We start from the raw sequence: 18,207 nt of genomic DNA on the forward strand, positions 1-18,207 counted from the left end.
TATATAAAAAAGGTTGTACGGCTGACATGCGTCAGCTATACAACCTTCAATAAATCTATCTATTCGAATTAAGAAAAACAGAATTAAATACCTTTTACCTCTTTAAATTTTGCCACATACTGAGCTGCAAGATCGGTAATCTGATCGTATCGACCATCCTTCGCAGGTGCAGTCAAATTACCCCCGATACCTACTGCAATACAGCCGTTGGCAATCCATTTTCCCATATTATTCAGATCCACGCCACCTGTTGGCATAATGTTCACATGCGGCATAGGGCCTTTAACCGCTTTCACATAATCCGGACCAAACGCACTGCCAGGGAACAGCTTAAGCACATCCACACCAAACTTCAATGCTTCCTTCATTTCATTTAATGTCATGCAGCCAGGCATGTACGGAATACCATAAAGATTACACATTTTAGCTGTCTCTGCATCAAAAGAGGGACTGACCACAAATTCCGAGCCTGCAAGAATGGCTATTCTCGCCGTTAATGGATCAAGTACAGTTCCTGCTCCAATCACTGCGCGCTCTCCGTACTCCGCTACCAATCGTTTAATCGCCACATCCGCATCCGGAGTAGTAAAAGTTACCTCAATATTATTCAAACCGCCTTCGATACAAGCAACGGACATTTTAAAAGCTTCCTCAGCACTATCAGCACGAATAACGGCTACAACTCCAACCGACGCCACATTCTGCAATACTTTCATTTTCTTCATCAGTAGACTCCCTTTCTCTTGGTACGATCATAGATGAATATGAAATACTAATTTAGATAAACTTTTTTATTAAATTTACTAATCAAAACGATATAATCTATAATCAGATAGTAATAACAATACAGTTAACAGTCAATACTTTTTTATGGATTTAGAGATATAAATTTATCGAAATGACCAATAAACCCTTGTTTTATAAGGAATTATTAGTCATTTGTTTTCTTTTATCCAAAACACCTTTTGGATTAAAAATCATTCTTTTATTGTACAAAACCGATTTATGTGATAATTTCAAATTATACATCATTATACTGGGATAAATTCATTACCCTAGGAGGAACTCAAATGAGTAAACAGTTGGATGCCGTCACTTTCGGGGAGCCGATGGCGATGTTTTATGCGAATGAAACGGGTCCCCTGCATGAAGTATTTTCGTTCTCCAAAGCGTTGGCAGGTGCCGAGAGCAATGTTGCTACAGGCTTATCGCGCTTAAATCATCCTACAGGTTATGTTACGAAGCTTGGCGAAGATAACTTTGGTCATTTCATTGCTCAAGCAATGAAGAAAGAGAACATTGATACCACCAACATTACTTTTACTAAAGAAAATTCAACGGGTATGTTAATCAAATCAAAGGTTTTTACAGGCGATCCTAAAGTCGAATACTTCCGCAAAAATTCCGCAGCCTCCAAGCTTAGTCTGGTTGATTTTGACGAGGCATACTTTAATGCTGCAGGACATTTACACGTAACAAGTATCTCCGCCGCCTTATCCAAGAGCTGTCATGAATTCTCTGTTCATGCTATGGAGTTTATGAAGCGACAAGGAAAGACGGTCTCTCTCGATCCAAATCTGCGCCCTAGCTTATGGCCGGATACAGAAACAATGGTGAAGACGATCAATGATCTGGCTACACGCTGTGATTGGTTCCTTCCAGGACTCGGTGAAGGCAAGATTCTTACAGGTCTAAGTACGCCAGAAGAGATTGCGGACTATTATCTGGCGCGTGGCGTCAGCTTAGTCGTCATCAAGCTCGGGCCTGAAGGCGCTTACTATAAATCCGCTGAAGGAGAAGATTATGTAGACGGGTTTAAGGTAGAGCAGGTCGTTGATACCGTAGGTGCAGGTGATGGGTTTGCCGTTGGTGTAATCAGTGCGATGCTGGAAAAGCTTCCGATTGCTGAGGCCGTCAAACGTGGCAATGCGATCGGTGCGTTAGCCGTCATGTCACCTGGCGATATGGATGGACTCCCGACCCGTGAGGAGCTTGCAAAGTTTATGCAGCAGGAGGTTTAAGCACATAGATTTGAGTATATTCATTAAAAAATGCCGTCTCACAGTTGAACTGTGGAACGGCATTTCTTTGTATTTTTATAGCCTATACTTATTTATAAGACTTCACAGACTGTCCTTGTTGCAGGGTCGGCGGAAAACGATAAGTGATAGGAACAGAAGCGCCTTTATCCTCGATAGAAGAGAGTATAATCTTAGCAGCTTGCATGCCCATTTCGTAAGCAGGCTGACGAATCGTTGTAATGACCGGATTATAAATTTGCGCGAACTCCGCATCATCTATACCGATGACAGACAATTGTTCCGGAATAGCGATGGCATTTCGATTCGCATATTTCAGGATCTCCGCTAGCGTGATATCATTCGTAGCCAATAGCGCTGTCGGAGGGTGCGGCAACGCTAAAAGGCGCTTCAGTCCTGCAGCTAATTCTTCTTTTGGCACACTACAAATATACTCCTCACTCAGCGTTAGGCCCGCTTCTTCCATCGCCTTTTTATAACCACTGATCCGCTCTTTACGAGGGGTAATAGCATGTTCCCCTAGCGGCAGGGTGACCAGAGCAATTCGCTCATGGCCCTGCTGTGTCAGCTGTCCCACACCTATCTTGGCCGCCATTTCATTGTCGAGCAACAAGCTCTGCGTAGTGATTCCATCTACCAGACGATCCATAAACACTAGCGGAAAATCGGCCTCAACCAGTCGGCTGTAAGCAGATGAATCGTTCCCCGTAGGAAAAATAATCAAACCGTCCACCTGGCGGGCAACTAAGGTTTCGACGTACTTGCTTTCTTTTTCCGCATTCTCATCGGCATTGCATATGATTACTTGGATTCCGTGTTGCTGCAGCTCGTTCTCGATCGCCCGGATACATTGAATAGACAGCGAATAATCGATATTAGCAACGATGATTCCGACCATATGCGTCCGATTCTGTTTCAAACTGCGCGCAAGTCCATTCGGTTGATAATTGAGCTCCTCAATCACAGCCTCAATCCGATTCTTCGTCGCTTCACTCATATATTTAAAACGTTTGTTCAAAAATTGGGAGACCGTACTCTTCGACACTCCCGCTTTTTGAGCCACATCATCAATTGTTAACTTCTTCATCACTTCGGCTCCACTCTTCTCAAAAGAAAATTACTTTATCAAAAAGTATAGCTTTTATTGGGTGAATTATCTACTAAGGAGTATTGTTCATAAAATCCATATAAAGCTTATTTTGTCGCTCTTCCGATAAAAAAGCCCAATTCTCATCCAGCCACCCCAATCCAGCTTTCATAAGAATATCCGCTTTACGTTGTTCCCCGCCCACTTTATAATCCATGATTAGTGTTTCTCCCTTAATCTCTTTAAACCCAATTGCTATAGCAGATGTTGGAATGCTCATGGTCTCCATATCATAAAGTACGGTTTTCTCTTTGTACTTTTTATCCCCTGCATATTCTAAGTAACTAAGTACGAGCTGCTCATGCTCCTTATCAACAGCAATGATTGACTTGTAATCTAATAGTGTATCATCAAAGGATTTAAGCGTGATCGGTACCACAGTTTCCCCTGCCGCTGCTTTTTTAACATTAAGCATTGAAAATTCACCATCCTCATACATACCTACACCAAGAGTCTTTTTGTAAGAAGTTAACAGGACATATTCTCCCGCTCCAAAAACCCCACTCAAATATTGATAGGTACTTGCCCCTCCCGCATAAAGAGGAAAAGTATATATCCTAGTAGCCGAAGAAGCCGATAGCTCCGTCTGGTCCTTCGAGCTCAGGTAAAGGGTGAACGGCTCTGTAGGATGTGTGTACTTTGGCTTCTTGTAGTCAACCATCGGGGGTGGCGGCGACCAAAGGATTCCCGCTGTTGTCTCCACGGCATATGCTTTAGTCTTATCTCTGCTCATTGGCAAAGGCATGTAGTATTTCTTACCGCTAATCTCAAACTCTGCTGGGCTTGTCGGAGGCTCTGACGCTTTGTCATTAGTAACAGGAGTAGAAGAAGGCAGTATCGCTGCGGCTTGTGACTGCACCGATGAAGATTGGACTGGACCATGACTCTTCCATGCACCTATAGGCAAGTTAAGTGCACCTATCAACAAAATCATAGCCACACTGGTCAGTAGCAAACTTTTGTTTATTCGATAACGTCTGTGATTTTTATTTTTAAGCGTAGCAGCCTGTTCGATCTGAATCATCAGCTCAGGTGTAAAGCCATCTTCAATAAAAGGTTTTTTGCCTGCTTGCGCATACCAATCATTCTGTCCGATCATCACCGGGTTACTGTCATCAGCTTTGCCTCTCATTCTCTCTCCTCCTTCTGGATGGCTTGCTTAACCTTCTCCCTCGCTCGCGCGAGTCGAGATTTCACAGTCCCCTGAGCTATATTCAGCAAATCAGACATTTCGGCAATCGATAGTCCATGCTGAATATCCAGTACAAGCACCTCTCTGTTCTTATCTGGTAGGTTCATAATCATTTCCCAGATTCGGTTCGCATACTGATTTCCGAGCGCTTCTCTTTCCGCAGACGGAGCATTTACAGTAACAGGTTGATCTCCAAATGGTATGAATCTGCGCCAAAAGCTATTTTTACTCCAACTAAAGGCTGTATTTCTAGTAATCGTGAGTAGCCAAGTTTTCATCGACGATTGTCCCCGGTACTTCCCCACATTTTTATATGCCTTCAAAAACACTTCTTGGCTAATATCATTCGCTTGCTCACGGCTTCTAGTTAAGAAAAAAGCATAATTCCACACATCCGAGCCATACTCCTCCATCATTTCCCGCAAGGTCATTTCGGACGCATACGCTTCTGCATATGGCATATCTTCGCTTAGCATGTTTCGTCTCACCCCTTGCCTAATAAGACTTTCCAAACTTGAAAAAGTTCCCTTTAAAATAAATAATTAGGTCATATATTACTTAACAGCATAATCTCTATATCTGTCTTTTAAAAAGCACCACCGATGAACGCTTAAACGTCATCAGTGGTGCTCGCGTGTCGGATTGGAGAGCTGAATATATCTGTAAATAGCTTTCTATTGCATTTCGTGCAATAGAACTTGATTTTCCAACCCCATAAAGAGATTCTGTTGCACTTCATGCAATAGATACTATTAAAATTCAGAGAAATAGGCGTTTTCCCTCATTTTGAGTGTACAAAGTGCAACAAAATGAAGATCCAGCTATCTTGGATTGCGTTCTATTGCACAAATTGCAATGCCTCCACCAACTTATATCGCACTTCAATCCCCTCAGCCCGCACCCGCATTTGTATCTCCCCCTGCTGATCCGTCCGGAATATAGTTGCATGGTGATCTTCCAATCGCTCCAACACCTCAGCTTTCGGGTGACCATACAGATTATTGACACCCGCAGAAATCACCGCTGCTGCAGGCTGCCAGAAGTCAAGCCAAGCTTCGCCAGAGGATGTCTTGCTCCCATGATGAGCCACCTTCAGCACATCAATGAAAGGTCCAGCGCTGATCCCCTTTTGCTTGGCCTGCTCTACAATCTCCTCCTCGGCTTCCAGATCCATATCTCCGGTGAATAGAAAGTTTCTACCATTCATCTCTAAGCGAAAAGCTACCGAATCGTGGTTCTGGTCTTCCAGTAGAGGAATGCCATTCTGATAAGGAGTACCCGACGCTTCTCCATCCCTTCCCTCCGGCCATAAAAAGGACAGCTCCGTCTGATCATCCGGGGAAAGGGTCATTCCTTGATGCACAGCATACAACTGAACATCCCTCTCTAGCGCAGTCCTCATCATCCCCATATAAAACTCGCGATCAACTAACGTTCCATTAAAAAGCAACGCCGAAACCGGAATCTCTTCCAACACGGCTTGGAGTCCTCCGGCATGATCCTGATCTCCATGTGTCAAAATAATCGCATCTAAACGGTGGATACCACGTTTTTTCAGCAGAGGCACCAGCACTTTAGCGCCAACCTCGAACGGACTTCGGCGAACGCGCCACTCTTCTTTTTGACCAAAGTTTAAGGTTCCACCACCGTCCACTAGAATATGTGCTCCGCTCGGTGTAGTGATGAGAATGCTGTCGCCTTGTCCAATATCCAGATAACTAATTGTACCTCTACCAGCTTGACCATCCGACTGATAACCCCTATACAGCAACATCCCCAGTCCAACCGCCAATAGTAGAACAATCGCTCCGCTCCAGCGTCCAACCTTAGAAGCACCAACAGCAAGCTGTGCATTCCCCACTCTCCCAAACCCACCGTGACTGTTCACAGATAAACCAGCCTCCGCTAAAGGTCTCGTCTCATCCTCCATATATTGAGGTGCAGAACGAGCTTCCTTTCCTAGCTTGGCAACATACAGCAGACCATACAACAAAACATAGTACACCCCGATCCACAGCAGTGAAGGCGAGCCCCAAATCAGTACTCCACCAGTAAATTCATTGATCCACTCCACAGCGTAAAAAGTAAAGTTATTCAACAGCTCCGTAACATGTGCCAGTACTTTTGCAGCATCTTCCCACAGTCGTCCAAGCAGTAGCGCAAGCGTCCCTAGCGGCAATACTACAAAGGTAATAAAAGGTACAAAGACCAAATTGGCGACAAAGGACAGTAGCGAAAACTGATTAAAATAATAAATCGTGAGCGGGAAAGAAACTATTTGGGCCACTAACGTCACCGAGACCGCACCTTTAAGCCAGCGTGGCAGTATGCTCAAAAGAGGATTCATAAGCGGAACGTAGACCATCAAACCCAGGGTCACCAGAAAAGACAGCTGGAAGCTGACACTGAGCAGCATATAAGGATTCCAGATCAACATAACCAGTGCCGATGCCGCCAAAATATTCAGTCCATCCTTCAACATTCCAACTCTTGCAGCGAGCAAGGCAATCATACTCATCAACCCCGCACGCACAATGGACGGACCCGCACCAGACAAGAGGACGTATACCGGAACGAGTATGAAAGTGAGCGTTAGTGCGGTCTCTTTTGTCAGGCGTAAGCGTCTGAACAGAAATAAAAGAACGCCTACATACACCGCTACATGCATACCTGAAATAGCGAGAATATGCGTCAAACCGAGCTGGGAGAACTGCTTAAAGGTATCCGGATCGAGATCATCCTGCATCCCAATGATTAAGCCCTTCATGTACCCAGAGTGGCGTCCTTGAAAAAGATGGTCCAGCTCCGCCCCAAGGGCCGTTCGCGCGCTGTCATTTAAGCGAAAAATCGTTAACGGACTCCATGAATCTGGCACGGTTACCCTTACATTTTCCGCTCCCTGCCCCTTCAATAGCCAATGAATCTTCTTCGTATGTAAATAAGCACGATAATCGAAGCCTCCAAAATTACGCGCTACTGCCGGCTCTTCCAGCACGCCATTAAGCAGCACCTCATCCCCTCTTCGCCACTCCGCAGCGACAGCAATTTCTTGCTCAGCCAGAAGTTTGATCTGCACCGCTATTAACTCACCCTCCACCTTTTCACCCTGCTCTTCCACAGGATCAGATGCTTTTTCATCCCCTACTGCAAGCAAGTTCATAAATGAGAGCTTCATTGTAAAATCAACCCGATCCCCATCCCGTTCCACGACAGAAATGATCGTGCCTCTAGCTTCCACGGGGCTCCCATTCAGCTCTGCAATCGTGCTACCCAGCGCTTCAGGCATTCCGCTAATATTGCGAGCTTCGTTCCACTCCCAATATCCAGCCGCTAAAGAAATGGATAAACACAACACGGCTATGTATTTCCAACTTACTGTTCCCCACACCCTCAGACTCACCAATAAAAGTATTAATCCAGCCCATGCTAACAGCAGTCCGTTCACTGAGCTTAAGCAAGCCGCTGCGCTTCCAGCCACCCAACATACCGTAAAGCTTAACAAGGGTCTTTCCTTCACGTGCCCATCCCCCTTTCACAATACTGGATACAAAAAAAGAACCTCTGCATACGCCATAAAAGCGCACGAGAGGTTCTTCCTCAAGCCATCTTATTAAATTGGTGTTATACAGATCAGCTATTCCGATACTTTGATCATCGTTTCACTTGGCGGCTCATAGTTCTCCAATTGACGAAATATGATACCCTTGGCAGCCATCATCGCTTCAACCTTTTCCATATCCTTACGGTAAGGTCGGTAATACACGATTTCCACGATACCACTGTTCGCCAGCATATTGGCGCAGGTCCAGCAAGGCTCATCTGTCACATAGACGGTACTACCTTCCCGATCGATTCGGTCTGTAAATAGCAAAAGATTCTGTTCCGCATGAATCGTGCGAATACAGCGCTGTTTCTTCACCATTGTCTCTACGCCATCCACGATTTCCATTTCATATTGCTCCGAGAGCATACAGCCTGCCTCTGAACAATCAGGTACGCCCATTGGCGCCCCGTTGTACGCTGTTCCTAGCAACTTCTTGCCTTGTACCAGCACAGCACCCACATGCCGGCGATTACAGCGTGAACGAGTTGAGACCATGCAGGCAATGTCCATGAAATAAGTATCCCAGTCTTTACGATAAGCAGCAGTCATAATCAATCTCCATATCCTTCTAAATAGTTGTTAACTATTGTAGCACATCCCCGCAAGTATTCACTAGGACAACGGTTGTAGCACATTCAACAGTACCTTCAATACCCTTTTATCTTCAAAATATTACTAAAGGCTTTAGCTTTTCCAGCATTTTGGGCCCGATCCCCTTCACCTTCCCCAAATCTGACAGACTACGAAAAGCCCCTTCACGGTTGCGGTATTCGATTATAGTCTGGGCCTTCTTCTCTCCGATGCCCGGAAGATCCATCAGCTCCTTAGCACCCGCAGTGTTCACATTTATTTTACCATCCTGTGAAACGACTGACGTGGTAACTTCAAGCGCCTCCAAAGCATTCTCTCCAGTAACTGTTGTCCCTTTTTCATCTACTGGAGTCGGGACAGTATGATCTACTTGTGCAGTATCCTTCACCTTCTGAGCAGCATCAGACTTATCACTAACTTCAGCCTTTCCAGCACTATCATTTTTCCCAGAAGCATCAGTCTTCCCAGTAGCTTCGGCTCCCACTGTAACTTTCCCAGCACTTTGCTTATTTACCTTCGTCTGCTGGCCTCCCACTTTGCCCTCTGTAGCCGAAGCTTCATCTGGCTCAGCGACTCCAATCGCTTGTTCCATGCTTCCATTCAAGGTTTCCCATCCGGCAATGCCGGAATCCCCCTTGCTCCCTGCAGACCATAGCAACCCACCACCCAGTAGAGCTACAACCACTCCGAGCACTATATTCCCTTTATTCAAAATGCGCTCCCCCTCACGAAAATTCGTCCTATACTTTTTTGTGAATCTTCATACATTCCTTTAATTGGAATTCCCTTTAATAATTCATACAAAACCTGTCATTTGTCCAAGGCTATCCTGCATACATATAACGAAGAGAATTCATGTCAGTTAGTAAAAAGCAATGCTAGAAAGGAGGAACCACAGGTGAAAGTAGGATTTATCGGAACAGGCAGCATGGGCAGCCTGCTGATCGACGCCTTTCTTTCTTCCGGAGCGCTAGAACCGTGTGATGTGCTTGCCAGCAACCGCAGCCTGAATAAGCTGCTGGAGCTTGAGAAGCGTCACCCCGGCATTTCCATTTGCGGAAGCAATAGGGAGACAGCGTTAGGAAGTGATATCGTTTTTTTATGCGTAAAGCCACTTGAATTTAAAACATTAACAGATGAGATCGGCTCATGTCTCCGGAGTGAGCAAATTGTCGTATCCATTACAAGTCCAGTTCAATTGCATCATCTGGAATCCGCTTTGCCGTCCAAAATTGCCAAGATCATCCCAAGCATTACGCACTGCGTCAAGAGTGGGACTTCACTGTGCATATTTGGCAGCAGGCTTAATAAAGAAGACAGGCTTGTACTGCTACAGCTATTGTCTTTCATAGGTGTTCCCTTAGAAATCCAAGAAGCACATACCCGAATCGCTTCTGATTTCTCCAGCTGTGGACCTGCGTTCTTAAGCTATTTCATTGAGCGCTGGATAGAAGCAGCCGTTGAGGCCACTGGAATTGAAGAGACATTAATCAGCCGACTCGCTGGTGAAATGCTGCTTGGAACAGGCAAATTACTGACAGAAGGGGAGTTTACCCCGCAAGAGCTTCAAGAACGGGTCGCTGTTCGCGGTGGCATTACCGCAGAAGCGTTAAACCACTTACGTACCAGTCTAGATGGTGTATTTGAACGCCTCATCACGACAACGCATGATAAATATGATGAGGATGTTATTAAGCTTGATGAGCTATTCGGACACGACACTATTAATCAGGGTCCTAAAGAACGTTAGAACAACAAAGCCCGCAGCACGGATTTCTCCGATGCTGCGGGCAGAATTGCGTTCTTCGCTTAACCCACTACAATATTTACAAGTTTGCCAGGAACCGCAATAATCTTGCGTACGGTTTTACCTTCTACAGCTGCACTCACATTAGGAAGTGACAGCGCATGAGCTTGCATTTCTTCCTGACCCATATCCAGCGGAATCAGGGCGCGTTGTACGATTTTACCATTAACTTGAATAACGATTTCAACCTCAGCATCGACTGTCCATGCTTCATCATAAGTTGGCCAAGCCACGTAGCTGATGCTTCCTTCATGACCAAGCAGTTGCCACAGCTCTTCAGCAATATGCGGCGCCAGTGGTGACAACATTTGCACAAAGTGTTCGGCAGCTTCATGGGACAAGGTTTCTTGCTTGTAGGCATCGTTAATGAAAATCATCAACTGGCTAATCGCCGTATTGAAACGCAGATGTTCGAAATCCTCAGTGACTTTCTTAATCGTTTTGTGCCAAGTACGTTTGAACTCTTCCGTACCGCCATCTGCTGTGATTTTAGCATTGAGCTTACCTTCCTCATTCACGAACAGGCGCCATACACGGGACAAGAACCGGTGAACCCCTTCAACACCCTTTTCATTCCAAGGTTTGGTTGCTTCCAGAGGGCCCATAAACATTTCATAGACACGCAGTGTATCTGCACCGAAAGCTTCAACAATTTCATCTGGGTTGATGACATTTCCGCGTGATTTACTCATTTTTTCATTATTATTTCCAAGAATCATGCCTTGGTTAACCAGCTTATGGAACGGTTCTTTCGTTTCCACTACGCCGATATCATAAAGCACCTTGTGCCAGAAACGTGCATAGAGCAAGTGAAGTACGGCATGCTCCGCTCCGCCAATGTACAGATCCACTGGAAGCCATGCTTTTTGCTTCTCAGGGGAGCACAGCTCTTGATCGTTTTTCGGATCAATATAACGCAGGTAGTACCAGCAGCTGCCCGCCCATTGCGGCATGGTGTTGGTTTCACGGCGAGCCTTCATACCAGTCTCAGGATCGATCGTTTCCACCCACTCTGTTACATTCGCAAGTGGAGACTCCCCAGTACCCGATGGTTTAATCGCATCTACATCAGGCAGTACCAGCGGCAGCTGATCAACCGGAACAGTCTTCATTGTACCGTCTTCCAAATGCAGAATTGGAATCGGCTCTCCCCAGTAGCGTTGACGGCTGAACAGCCAATCACGCAGACGATAGGTTACTTTACCTTTACCTACGCCCTTCTCTTCCAGCCAAGCAATCATCTTCGCAATCGCTTCTTCATTCTTAAGTCCATTCAAGAAATCAGAATTGACATGCGGTCCGTCTCCGGAATACGCCTCTTCTTCAACGTTGCCACCTTGTACGACTTCCACGATATTCAGGCCGAATTGTTTAGCAAATTCCCAGTCGCGCGTATCGTGACCTGGAACCGCCATGATCGCACCCGTTCCATATCCGGCAAGTACATAATCTGCTATCCAGATCGGTGCCTTGGCGCCATTCACAGGATTAATTGCATACGCACCCGTGAATACACCGCTCTTTTCTTTAGCCAAATCTGTACGCTCCAGATCACTCTTATGAGAAGCTTTCACACGATATTCTGCAATCGCTGCACGTTGTGCTTCTGTTGTAATAACATCAACCAATTCATGCTCTGGTGCCAATACGCAGTAGCTTGCTCCGAACAATGTATCTGGACGTGTTGTAAACACTGTCAGGCTAGCGTCGTGACCTTCAATTTCAAAGTTCACTTCTGCACCTGTGGATTTGCCGATCCAGTTACGCTGCATATCCTTGATGCTCTCAGACCAATCCAGCTCTTCCAGATCTTCAAGCAGACGCTCAGCGTACTCAGTAATTCTCAGAATCCACTGACGCATCGGTTTGCGAACAACCGGATGTCCTCCGCGCTCACTTTTACCATCGATAACTTCTTCGTTGGCAAGCACTGTACCCAAGGCTTCACACCAGTTAACAGGTACTTCTGCTACATAAGCCAAGCCTTTGTTGTACAACTGGATGAAAATCCACTGCGTCCATTTGTAATAATCTGGATCTGTAGTGCTGATCTCGCGATCCCAGTCGTAGGAGAAACCCAGCGATTTGATCTGACGACGGAAATTATCGATGTTCTTATCTGTAAAATCACGTGGATGCTGACCTGTATCCATTGCATACTGCTCTGCAGGAAGTCCAAAAGCATCCCAGCCCATTGGGTGCAGCACGTTAAAACCACGCATCCGTTTGTAACGGGATACGATATCCGTTGCTGTGTAGCCTTCTGGATGACCTACGTGCAGTCCTGCACCTGAAGGGTACGGGAACATATCCAGTGCATAGAAATTCGGTTTGGTTGGATCTTCACCTGTCTTAAAACTTTTGTTCTCATCCCAGAACTTTTGCCACTTGGGCTCAATAGCCTGCGCCCGGTAACCGCCGGCAGGTATACTGTTTGTTTGATTGTCGCTCATTGTCTGCTCCTCCTTGGAGTGTTACTACTTAGATTTCTTAACCAAGCATAAACTGCCATCGGCATCCTTATAAGGACGACAAGCGTTTATGCGAGAAATATAAGACATGAAGTATTTCGTGAAACCTATACCCTCTTATATTTACAAAAAAACCTCCCATCCCTAGCGTATTATCGCTAGGGACGAGAGGTTATAATTCCCGTGGTACCACCCTAGTTAGCGGCTGAATATACTTTATTCTGCCACTCACTTTGCACCCTTTAGCGGGGGTGAGGCGACGGCGGTTCACCTAGGACATCCATTATGTCTAGTGGATATCCTGAAACTTGCGCCGTTACTCCGAGGTGAGTTCACTCCGTTCCGTTAACCGGCTCGCACCTTAGTGCCGGCTCTCTGCAATAACGGTATAGAATTAATACTCCTCATCATCGATCAACTATATATACCGACTGTTCATCAGTAATATTCCCCAACATTATATACAAAACTGTTGACTATAGTCAATGTTTTACCCTATTTACACGGGCTTTCGTTTGATTAAATACGTCATAAAGTGTTGAATAACGACTTTTGCAGCCGCGAAGAACGGTACAGCAAGGATAAGTCCGATCATTCCCGCCAATTCACCGCCAACCAGAAGCGCAAAAATAATGAGCAGCGGATGCAAATGCAGCTTCTTTCCCACCACCTGTGGTGAAATAATGTTACTTTCCACGATTTGGCACACTGTGTTAACCACTGCAACCAACAGCACTAAACGAAAAGAAACAGTCGAAGCCATTACAATGGCTGGTGCAGCCCCCAAAAAGGGACCCATATACGGAACAATATTGAACACTGCCACAACACTCGCAAACAGTAAAGCATACGGCATTCCGATGATGGCATAACCGATATAAGCAAGCACACCTATAATAATGCAGACCAGAAACTGTCCACGAATGTAGTTGCCGAGTGCATCATCGATATCTTTTAACAAAGTTACAATAGACTTACGGCGTGCGCGGGGCAGACAAGACACCACCGTCCGCTCAAACACATCAAAATCCTTCAGAATATAGAACACTAGAAACGGTACGATGAAAGCATTGAATAGCACATTAATCGTTGTCCCTATATTATCGAGAAAATTAGAAATCCCTTCGGCGAGACGACTTTCCAATTGGAAAAACCAGTTGTTCATCCCCATCTCGACCCCGGGCGGGATTAGTCTAGAATTCATATGTCGCATCAGCCCCTGGGCTTGCAGCGTCATCTCTGGCAAATGTTCATTCAACTCTTCAAGCTGCTCGATAAACATTGGGATAAGGTTAATTGCGATCACTGCAATCGCCGTTAGGAATACTGCATATATTAGTAGAACAGCTACACTACGCGGCATCTTCCGTCCGGCCAGCATACTAACGACGGGATTCAATACGTAGGAAATAATCATAGCTGCCAGAAATGGAGCGAGGATTGCCTTCAAAAATACAAATATCCCCTGCAGCATCGGACGAAGCAACCAAACAAAATACAAAATGATCAGGGAGAGCAGCACTCCGATCATCCAGCGGAACCACTTACTTTGGGACCATTGCTCCATGAGTGTACCCTCCTGCGACTGTAGCCTGGACTAGCTTCGTAAATAAGTATATGTATGGCCGCAGCAAAATAACCATCAAGCACACAAAATAACCCCACAAAGTGAGGCCTTTGCTTCGATGCTTTCCGGGGAACCCCCAAAATAACCCCACAAAGTAAGGCTTTTGCTTCGATGCTGAATCAGGTACTTTGCGGGGAGCCCCAAAAAAAGCGCCAATAACCCTGCAGCTGATTTCAACTGAAAGGAGATTGACGCTTTAAGTACATAGATCATTCTTGCTTACAAAGCAAGATTCATAGTTAAGACGACGCATGAATTTGCGGGAAATCCTGAGTCATATCATCCCCGGAGAAGAGATCGTCCAGCGAGCTGAGTGTGCCATCTTCTTCAACTTGATACACCGACATTTTCTCGCCGTTTACCGTCAATTCAATGAAACAGCCCCAGCAATAGAACTGGTGGGAACCAATCTTTCCGATATCTTTGGAGTTACAATTTGGACACTTCATATAATACATTCCACCTATCCGTTAACAATATTAATGGCTTTTTGTAGCCGTTCTTCGCTCATTGCAGGAACCATTAAAGCATTCTCACCAATGGACATCTCATCAGAACAAGGCAGCCATTTGCGGCCTTCGATCAAATCAGTCACAAGCCCGTCACTGATTTCCAGCGCTCCTATTGTGTTTCCCAACTTTTGGTCAAAATAAACATCCGATATTCGTCCAAGTATAGTTCCAGTTGTAGTCAGTACTTTCAAATCCTTAAGTTTGTTCTTTCCTAATAGAAAAGTACAAGGTATATGATCGGCATCTGTCTTATCAATCGACTCTTTACTACGAATCATGACAGCATCCTCGCCGTAGGCCACAATATCTTTCCATGCCACAAATTTCACATGGCCACCAAAAAAAGATTTGCTTTCCAGTTCAATACCCGTAATATTCCAGTTTGAATCGAGTAGAATATCGACAATCTTGCCGATTTCATTCCCCTCTTCAACTTCAAATACAGCCAAGCCGATCAGATCTTGTAGTCTCATGGCTGCCTCGGTCCCCTCACTTTGAGTGTACTTACGAGTTCTCAGAAAGCCAAAAGCCCGAATCGCCCCGATACAGATCGAAACCTAGAGTAACTAGTCTCATTTACGTAGGCGATTCAAAATGGTTTCAACTTTTCGAGCAACGTACTCGATTTCTTCAGTAGTATTACCCAAACCGATACTAAATCGAATCGCAGACTCTAAAATATTTTGGGGAAGTCCCATTGCTTTCAGAACATGAGATATTTCCAGGGATCCTGAGGTGCAAGCCGAACCACTTGCTGCCGCAATCCCCTCCATATCCAGGTTCATCAGCATAACATCTGTCCCAGCCCCTGGGAAGCTCAAATTCAGAATACTAGGCAAAAACTCCTCGGTATTACCGTTAAGCGAGTAACGCTCCCGTCCAATCAGAGTATCCAGCTCCTCGAGCAGTCTACTGCGTAGGAGCTTCATATTCTGTTGACGTTCTGACAGCCCATTAACCGCTATTTCAACGGCTTTGGCAAACCCAGCTGCTCCGGCTAGATTCTCTGTTCCGGCACGTCTGCCGCGCTCCTGAAGGCCGCCATGAAGTCTTGGATGCAGTGGCGCTCCGCTTCGAACGTATAAACCACCGATCCCTTGAGGCCCATTGATCTTATGAGCAGTAAAGCTCATGTAATCTACTGGAAGCTCTCGGAGTGTAATAGGGAGTGCACCTAGAGCTTGTACAGCATCTACATGGAACAGAATTCCCCGTTCTCTAGCAAGCTGACCAATCTCCTGGATAGGCTGAACGGTGCCGACTTCATTATTGGCATACATTACGCTGATCAACACCGTGTCTTCCTGCAATGCAGCCTCTACGTCTGTAACAGATACCCTGCCCGTCGAATCCACAGGGAGATAGGTAACTTTGAAGCCTTCCTTCTCTAGCTCTTCGCAGGTATGTAACACTGCATGATGCTCGATCTGGGTGGTGATAATATGTTTTCCTTTATGGGAAACTGCAGCTGCTGCTCCATAGAGCGCTAAATTGTCGCTCTCGGTGCCGCCTCCAGTGAACACCCACTCGTCAGGTGAACAGCCCAAAAAGGCGGCGATATTATCGCGCGCCTCGTTCAATATTCTTTTAGCTGAACGCCCGAACTGATGTACACTCGATGCATTTCCGTATTGTTCTGTCATTATATTCAGCATGACCTTAGCCACCTCGGGATGAACCGGGGTTGATGCGGCGTGGTCCAAATAGATGGATTTCATATTCATTTCTCCGCTTCTAGAGTATAGGAAACTAGTTCTTCTAAAAATATAAGAAGGTATAAGTTTCACATTATACATTATCCTTATATTTCTCGCTTAAACGCTAACCGTCCTAAAAAGGACGCCGAAGGCGTTTATACTTGGAACTATTAAATTATACCGCGCGAGAAGTGAGTTTTCCACAAGCGAAAGAACACAATATTGTAATCATTTCCCTATGAAGCTAGGATTATAGTAGCCAGTTCTCTTCAGAGGTTACCTCAATGCCATTTTTTCTAAGTAAAGCTGTAGTAACGCCATTTCCGGCTATTTTCTTCCCTTTGAATTCCCCATTATAAATCATACTGCTGCCGCAAGAAGGACTGTTTTCTTTAAGCACTACCATCGTAGCTGATACCTCTTGGGCTTTTGCAAGCGTGATATAAGCACCCTTTAAATACATATCTGTAACATCTGTACCTGATCGATCCACTACTTTAGCCGTCCCTGCCAGCACATCCTCGCCATTCCCACCAATGATTTCGGCTGGTTCTCTAGGCGTTGAGAATCCTCCCAGCAACTCTGGACACACAGCAATAGCTTGATTATCATTCAAAAGCTTCTGAATTTTCTCATCCAAACAATCCGTACCATTATATCTCACCTTCATGCCAGCTAGACAAGAGCTTACCAAAATCACCAATGAGCACCTCTTTCTTCATTCATTCCGCTTCGTTTATAATAAGAAATATTCCGAGCATAACATGATGAAATTAAGCTGTAAACGGAGTGAACTTCTAATCTACTGACTGGGGAGTGTAAATAATGTGCGGACGCTATACAATAACCGTCACTATGGAAGAGTTGATGGTCAGATATTTTGCGAATGATTCAACCATTATCCACTATGCCCCTAAATATAACGCCGCGCCCATGCAGCAAATTCCGGCAGTCATTAATACAGGTTCCAGCAATAAGCTTGGGGATCTGCGTTGGGGCCTTGTTCCTTCATGGGCAAAGGATGACAAAATCGGCAATAAAATGATCAATGCCCGGGCAGAATCGCTGCTGGAGAAACCTTCTTTCAAGCGCTTAGTAAGCTCACGCCGCTGCATCATCCCATCTGACGGCTTCTACGAATGGAAGGTGCAGGGCAGCAGCAAACAACCCATGCGGATCGTGATGCGCGATGGAGGTATTTTCTCTATGGCCGGATTATATGATATTTGGATGGACCCTGAGGGTAATAAACTAAGTACCTGCACGATTATAACGACTACTCCGAACGAGCTTATGGCTGAAATCCATAATCGCATGCCGGTTATTTTGAAGCCTGAGGATGAGACAGAGTGGCTGGATCGGGGCAATCAGGACACTACCTCTCTAATAAAGCTCCTGAAACCGTATGATCAACAACTAATGCGAGCCTATCCAGTTTCCATGGCTGTCGGAAATGTTAGGAATGATGCAAAGGAATTAATTGAAGAGGCGCAGAAATAGAAGGATAATTTATAACGTAA

At 45.4% G+C, this 18,207-nt stretch carries 16 protein-coding genes; 3 read left to right on the forward strand and 13 right to left on the reverse strand.

Annotated elements, in window-relative coordinates:
• Positions 1–83 precede the first annotated feature (83 nt).
• On the reverse strand, positions 84–725 hold the full coding sequence (locus MKX41_RS17935) for a bifunctional 2-keto-4-hydroxyglutarate aldolase/2-keto-3-deoxy-6-phosphogluconate aldolase (RefSeq protein WP_340972325.1): 642 nt from the start codon (positions 723–725) through the stop codon (positions 84–86).
• Positions 726–1,070: 345 nt separating this feature from the next.
• Here MKX41_RS17935 and MKX41_RS17940 point away from each other — a divergent pair, with 345 nt between their 5' ends.
• Positions 1,071–2,021 carry a sugar kinase gene (locus tag MKX41_RS17940; RefSeq protein WP_340972328.1) on the forward strand — a complete coding sequence of 317 codons (951 nt, stop codon included), beginning with the start codon at positions 1,071–1,073 and terminating at the stop codon, positions 2,019–2,021.
• 88 nt (positions 2,022–2,109) lie between these two features.
• Here the strand turns inward: MKX41_RS17940 and MKX41_RS17945 are convergent, their stop codons facing one another.
• The 6 genes from MKX41_RS17945 to MKX41_RS17970 all read right to left on the reverse strand — a co-directional run bounded on the left by MKX41_RS17945 (position 2,110) and on the right by MKX41_RS17970 (position 9,285).
• A complete protein-coding gene (locus MKX41_RS17945) occupies positions 2,110–3,126 on the reverse strand; it encodes a LacI family DNA-binding transcriptional regulator (protein WP_340972331.1) in 1,017 nt (338 codons plus the stop codon).
• Positions 3,127–3,199: 73 nt separating this feature from the next.
• Positions 3,200–4,318, reverse strand: coding sequence for a hypothetical protein (locus tag MKX41_RS17950; RefSeq protein ID WP_340972334.1), 1,119 nt, complete (start codon positions 4,316–4,318; stop codon positions 3,200–3,202).
• The gene (locus MKX41_RS17955; RefSeq protein WP_042191039.1) at positions 4,315–4,854 is read right to left on the reverse strand and encodes an RNA polymerase sigma factor; all 540 of its coding nucleotides are present in this window, start codon (positions 4,852–4,854) and stop codon (positions 4,315–4,317) included. The genes MKX41_RS17950 and MKX41_RS17955 overlap by 4 nt, the downstream gene beginning before the upstream one ends.
• 362 nt (positions 4,855–5,216) lie before the next feature.
• Positions 5,217–7,895: a ComEC/Rec2 family competence protein gene (locus MKX41_RS17960; RefSeq protein WP_340972337.1), complete on the reverse strand. Its 2,679-nt coding sequence runs from the start codon at positions 7,893–7,895 to the stop codon at positions 5,217–5,219.
• Between the two features lie 117 nt (positions 7,896–8,012).
• Positions 8,013–8,531, reverse strand: coding sequence for a deoxycytidylate deaminase (locus MKX41_RS17965; RefSeq protein WP_042191041.1), 519 nt, complete (start codon positions 8,529–8,531; stop codon positions 8,013–8,015).
• A 115-nt stretch (positions 8,532–8,646) separates the two neighbouring features.
• Positions 8,647–9,285, reverse strand: coding sequence for a helix-hairpin-helix domain-containing protein (locus MKX41_RS17970; RefSeq protein WP_340972340.1), 639 nt, complete (start codon positions 9,283–9,285; stop codon positions 8,647–8,649).
• Between the two features lie 186 nt (positions 9,286–9,471).
• On the opposite strand from MKX41_RS17970, the gene comER reads away from it, so the two are divergent.
• On the forward strand, positions 9,472–10,323 hold the full coding sequence (gene comER / locus MKX41_RS17975) for a late competence protein ComER (protein ID WP_076284823.1): 852 nt from the start codon (positions 9,472–9,474) through the stop codon (positions 10,321–10,323).
• Positions 10,324–10,382: 59 nt separating this feature from the next.
• Here the strand turns inward: comER and leuS are convergent, their stop codons facing one another.
• The 6 genes from leuS to MKX41_RS18005 all read right to left on the reverse strand — a co-directional run bounded on the left by leuS (position 10,383) and on the right by MKX41_RS18005 (position 17,387).
• Entirely contained in the window at positions 10,383–12,833 is a 2,451-nt protein-coding gene (gene leuS, locus MKX41_RS17980) for a leucine--tRNA ligase (RefSeq protein ID WP_340972342.1), read from the reverse strand.
• A gap of 517 nt (positions 12,834–13,350) precedes the next feature.
• Positions 13,351–14,418: an AI-2E family transporter gene (locus MKX41_RS17985; RefSeq protein WP_042191048.1), complete on the reverse strand. Its 1,068-nt coding sequence runs from the start codon at positions 14,416–14,418 to the stop codon at positions 13,351–13,353.
• Between the two features lie 299 nt (positions 14,419–14,717).
• Positions 14,718–14,927 carry a hypothetical protein gene (locus MKX41_RS17990; protein WP_036677557.1) on the reverse strand — a complete coding sequence of 70 codons (210 nt, stop codon included), beginning with the start codon at positions 14,925–14,927 and terminating at the stop codon, positions 14,718–14,720.
• A 14-nt stretch (positions 14,928–14,941) separates the two neighbouring features.
• The gene (locus tag MKX41_RS17995; RefSeq protein WP_042191050.1) at positions 14,942–15,463 is read right to left on the reverse strand and encodes a PRC-barrel domain-containing protein; all 522 of its coding nucleotides are present in this window, start codon (positions 15,461–15,463) and stop codon (positions 14,942–14,944) included.
• Positions 15,464–15,562: 99 nt separating this feature from the next.
• Entirely contained in the window at positions 15,563–16,708 is a 1,146-nt protein-coding gene (locus tag MKX41_RS18000; protein ID WP_340972346.1) for a cysteine desulfurase family protein, read from the reverse strand.
• 229 nt (positions 16,709–16,937) lie between these two features.
• Complete coding sequence (locus MKX41_RS18005; protein WP_076299720.1) at positions 16,938–17,387, reverse strand: DUF523 domain-containing protein; 450 nt, start codon at positions 17,385–17,387, stop codon at positions 16,938–16,940.
• A 125-nt stretch (positions 17,388–17,512) separates the two neighbouring features.
• On the opposite strand from MKX41_RS18005, the gene MKX41_RS18010 reads away from it, so the two are divergent.
• Positions 17,513–18,187, forward strand: coding sequence for an SOS response-associated peptidase (locus tag MKX41_RS18010; protein ID WP_340972348.1), 675 nt, complete (start codon positions 17,513–17,515; stop codon positions 18,185–18,187).
• The last annotated feature ends 20 nt before the right edge of the window (positions 18,188–18,207 follow it).

Origin of the sequence: Paenibacillus sp. FSL R5-0475, assembly GCF_038004585.1 — a bacterium.
Taxonomy (GTDB): domain Bacteria; phylum Bacillota; class Bacilli; order Paenibacillales; family Paenibacillaceae; genus Paenibacillus_AQ.

Coding starts and splice junctions, on each gene's coding strand:
- MKX41_RS17935 (WP_340972325.1), bottom strand. CDS start 725: ATGAAGAAAATGAAAGTATTGCAGAATGTGGCGTCGGTTGGAGTTGTA.
- MKX41_RS17940 (WP_340972328.1), top strand. CDS start 1,071: ATGAGTAAACAGTTGGATGCCGTCACTTTCGGGGAGCCGATGGCGATG.
- MKX41_RS17945 (WP_340972331.1), bottom strand. CDS start 3,126: ATGAAGAAGTTAACAATTGATGATGTGGCTCAAAAAGCGGGAGTGTCG.
- MKX41_RS17950 (WP_340972334.1), bottom strand. CDS start 4,318: ATGAGAGGCAAAGCTGATGACAGTAACCCGGTGATGATCGGACAGAAT.
- MKX41_RS17955 (WP_042191039.1), bottom strand. CDS start 4,854: ATGCTAAGCGAAGATATGCCATATGCAGAAGCGTATGCGTCCGAAATG.
- MKX41_RS17965 (WP_042191041.1), bottom strand. CDS start 8,531: ATGACTGCTGCTTATCGTAAAGACTGGGATACTTATTTCATGGACATT.
- leuS (WP_340972342.1), bottom strand. CDS start 12,833: ATGAGCGACAATCAAACAAACAGTATACCTGCCGGCGGTTACCGGGCG.
- MKX41_RS17985 (WP_042191048.1), bottom strand. CDS start 14,418: ATGGAGCAATGGTCCCAAAGTAAGTGGTTCCGCTGGATGATCGGAGTG.
- MKX41_RS17990 (WP_036677557.1), bottom strand. CDS start 14,927: ATGAAGTGTCCAAATTGTAACTCCAAAGATATCGGAAAGATTGGTTCC.
- MKX41_RS17995 (WP_042191050.1), bottom strand. CDS start 15,463: ATGAGACTACAAGATCTGATCGGCTTGGCTGTATTTGAAGTTGAAGAG.
- MKX41_RS18000 (WP_340972346.1), bottom strand. CDS start 16,708: ATGAAATCCATCTATTTGGACCACGCCGCATCAACCCCGGTTCATCCC.
- MKX41_RS18010 (WP_340972348.1), top strand. CDS start 17,513: ATGTGCGGACGCTATACAATAACCGTCACTATGGAAGAGTTGATGGTC.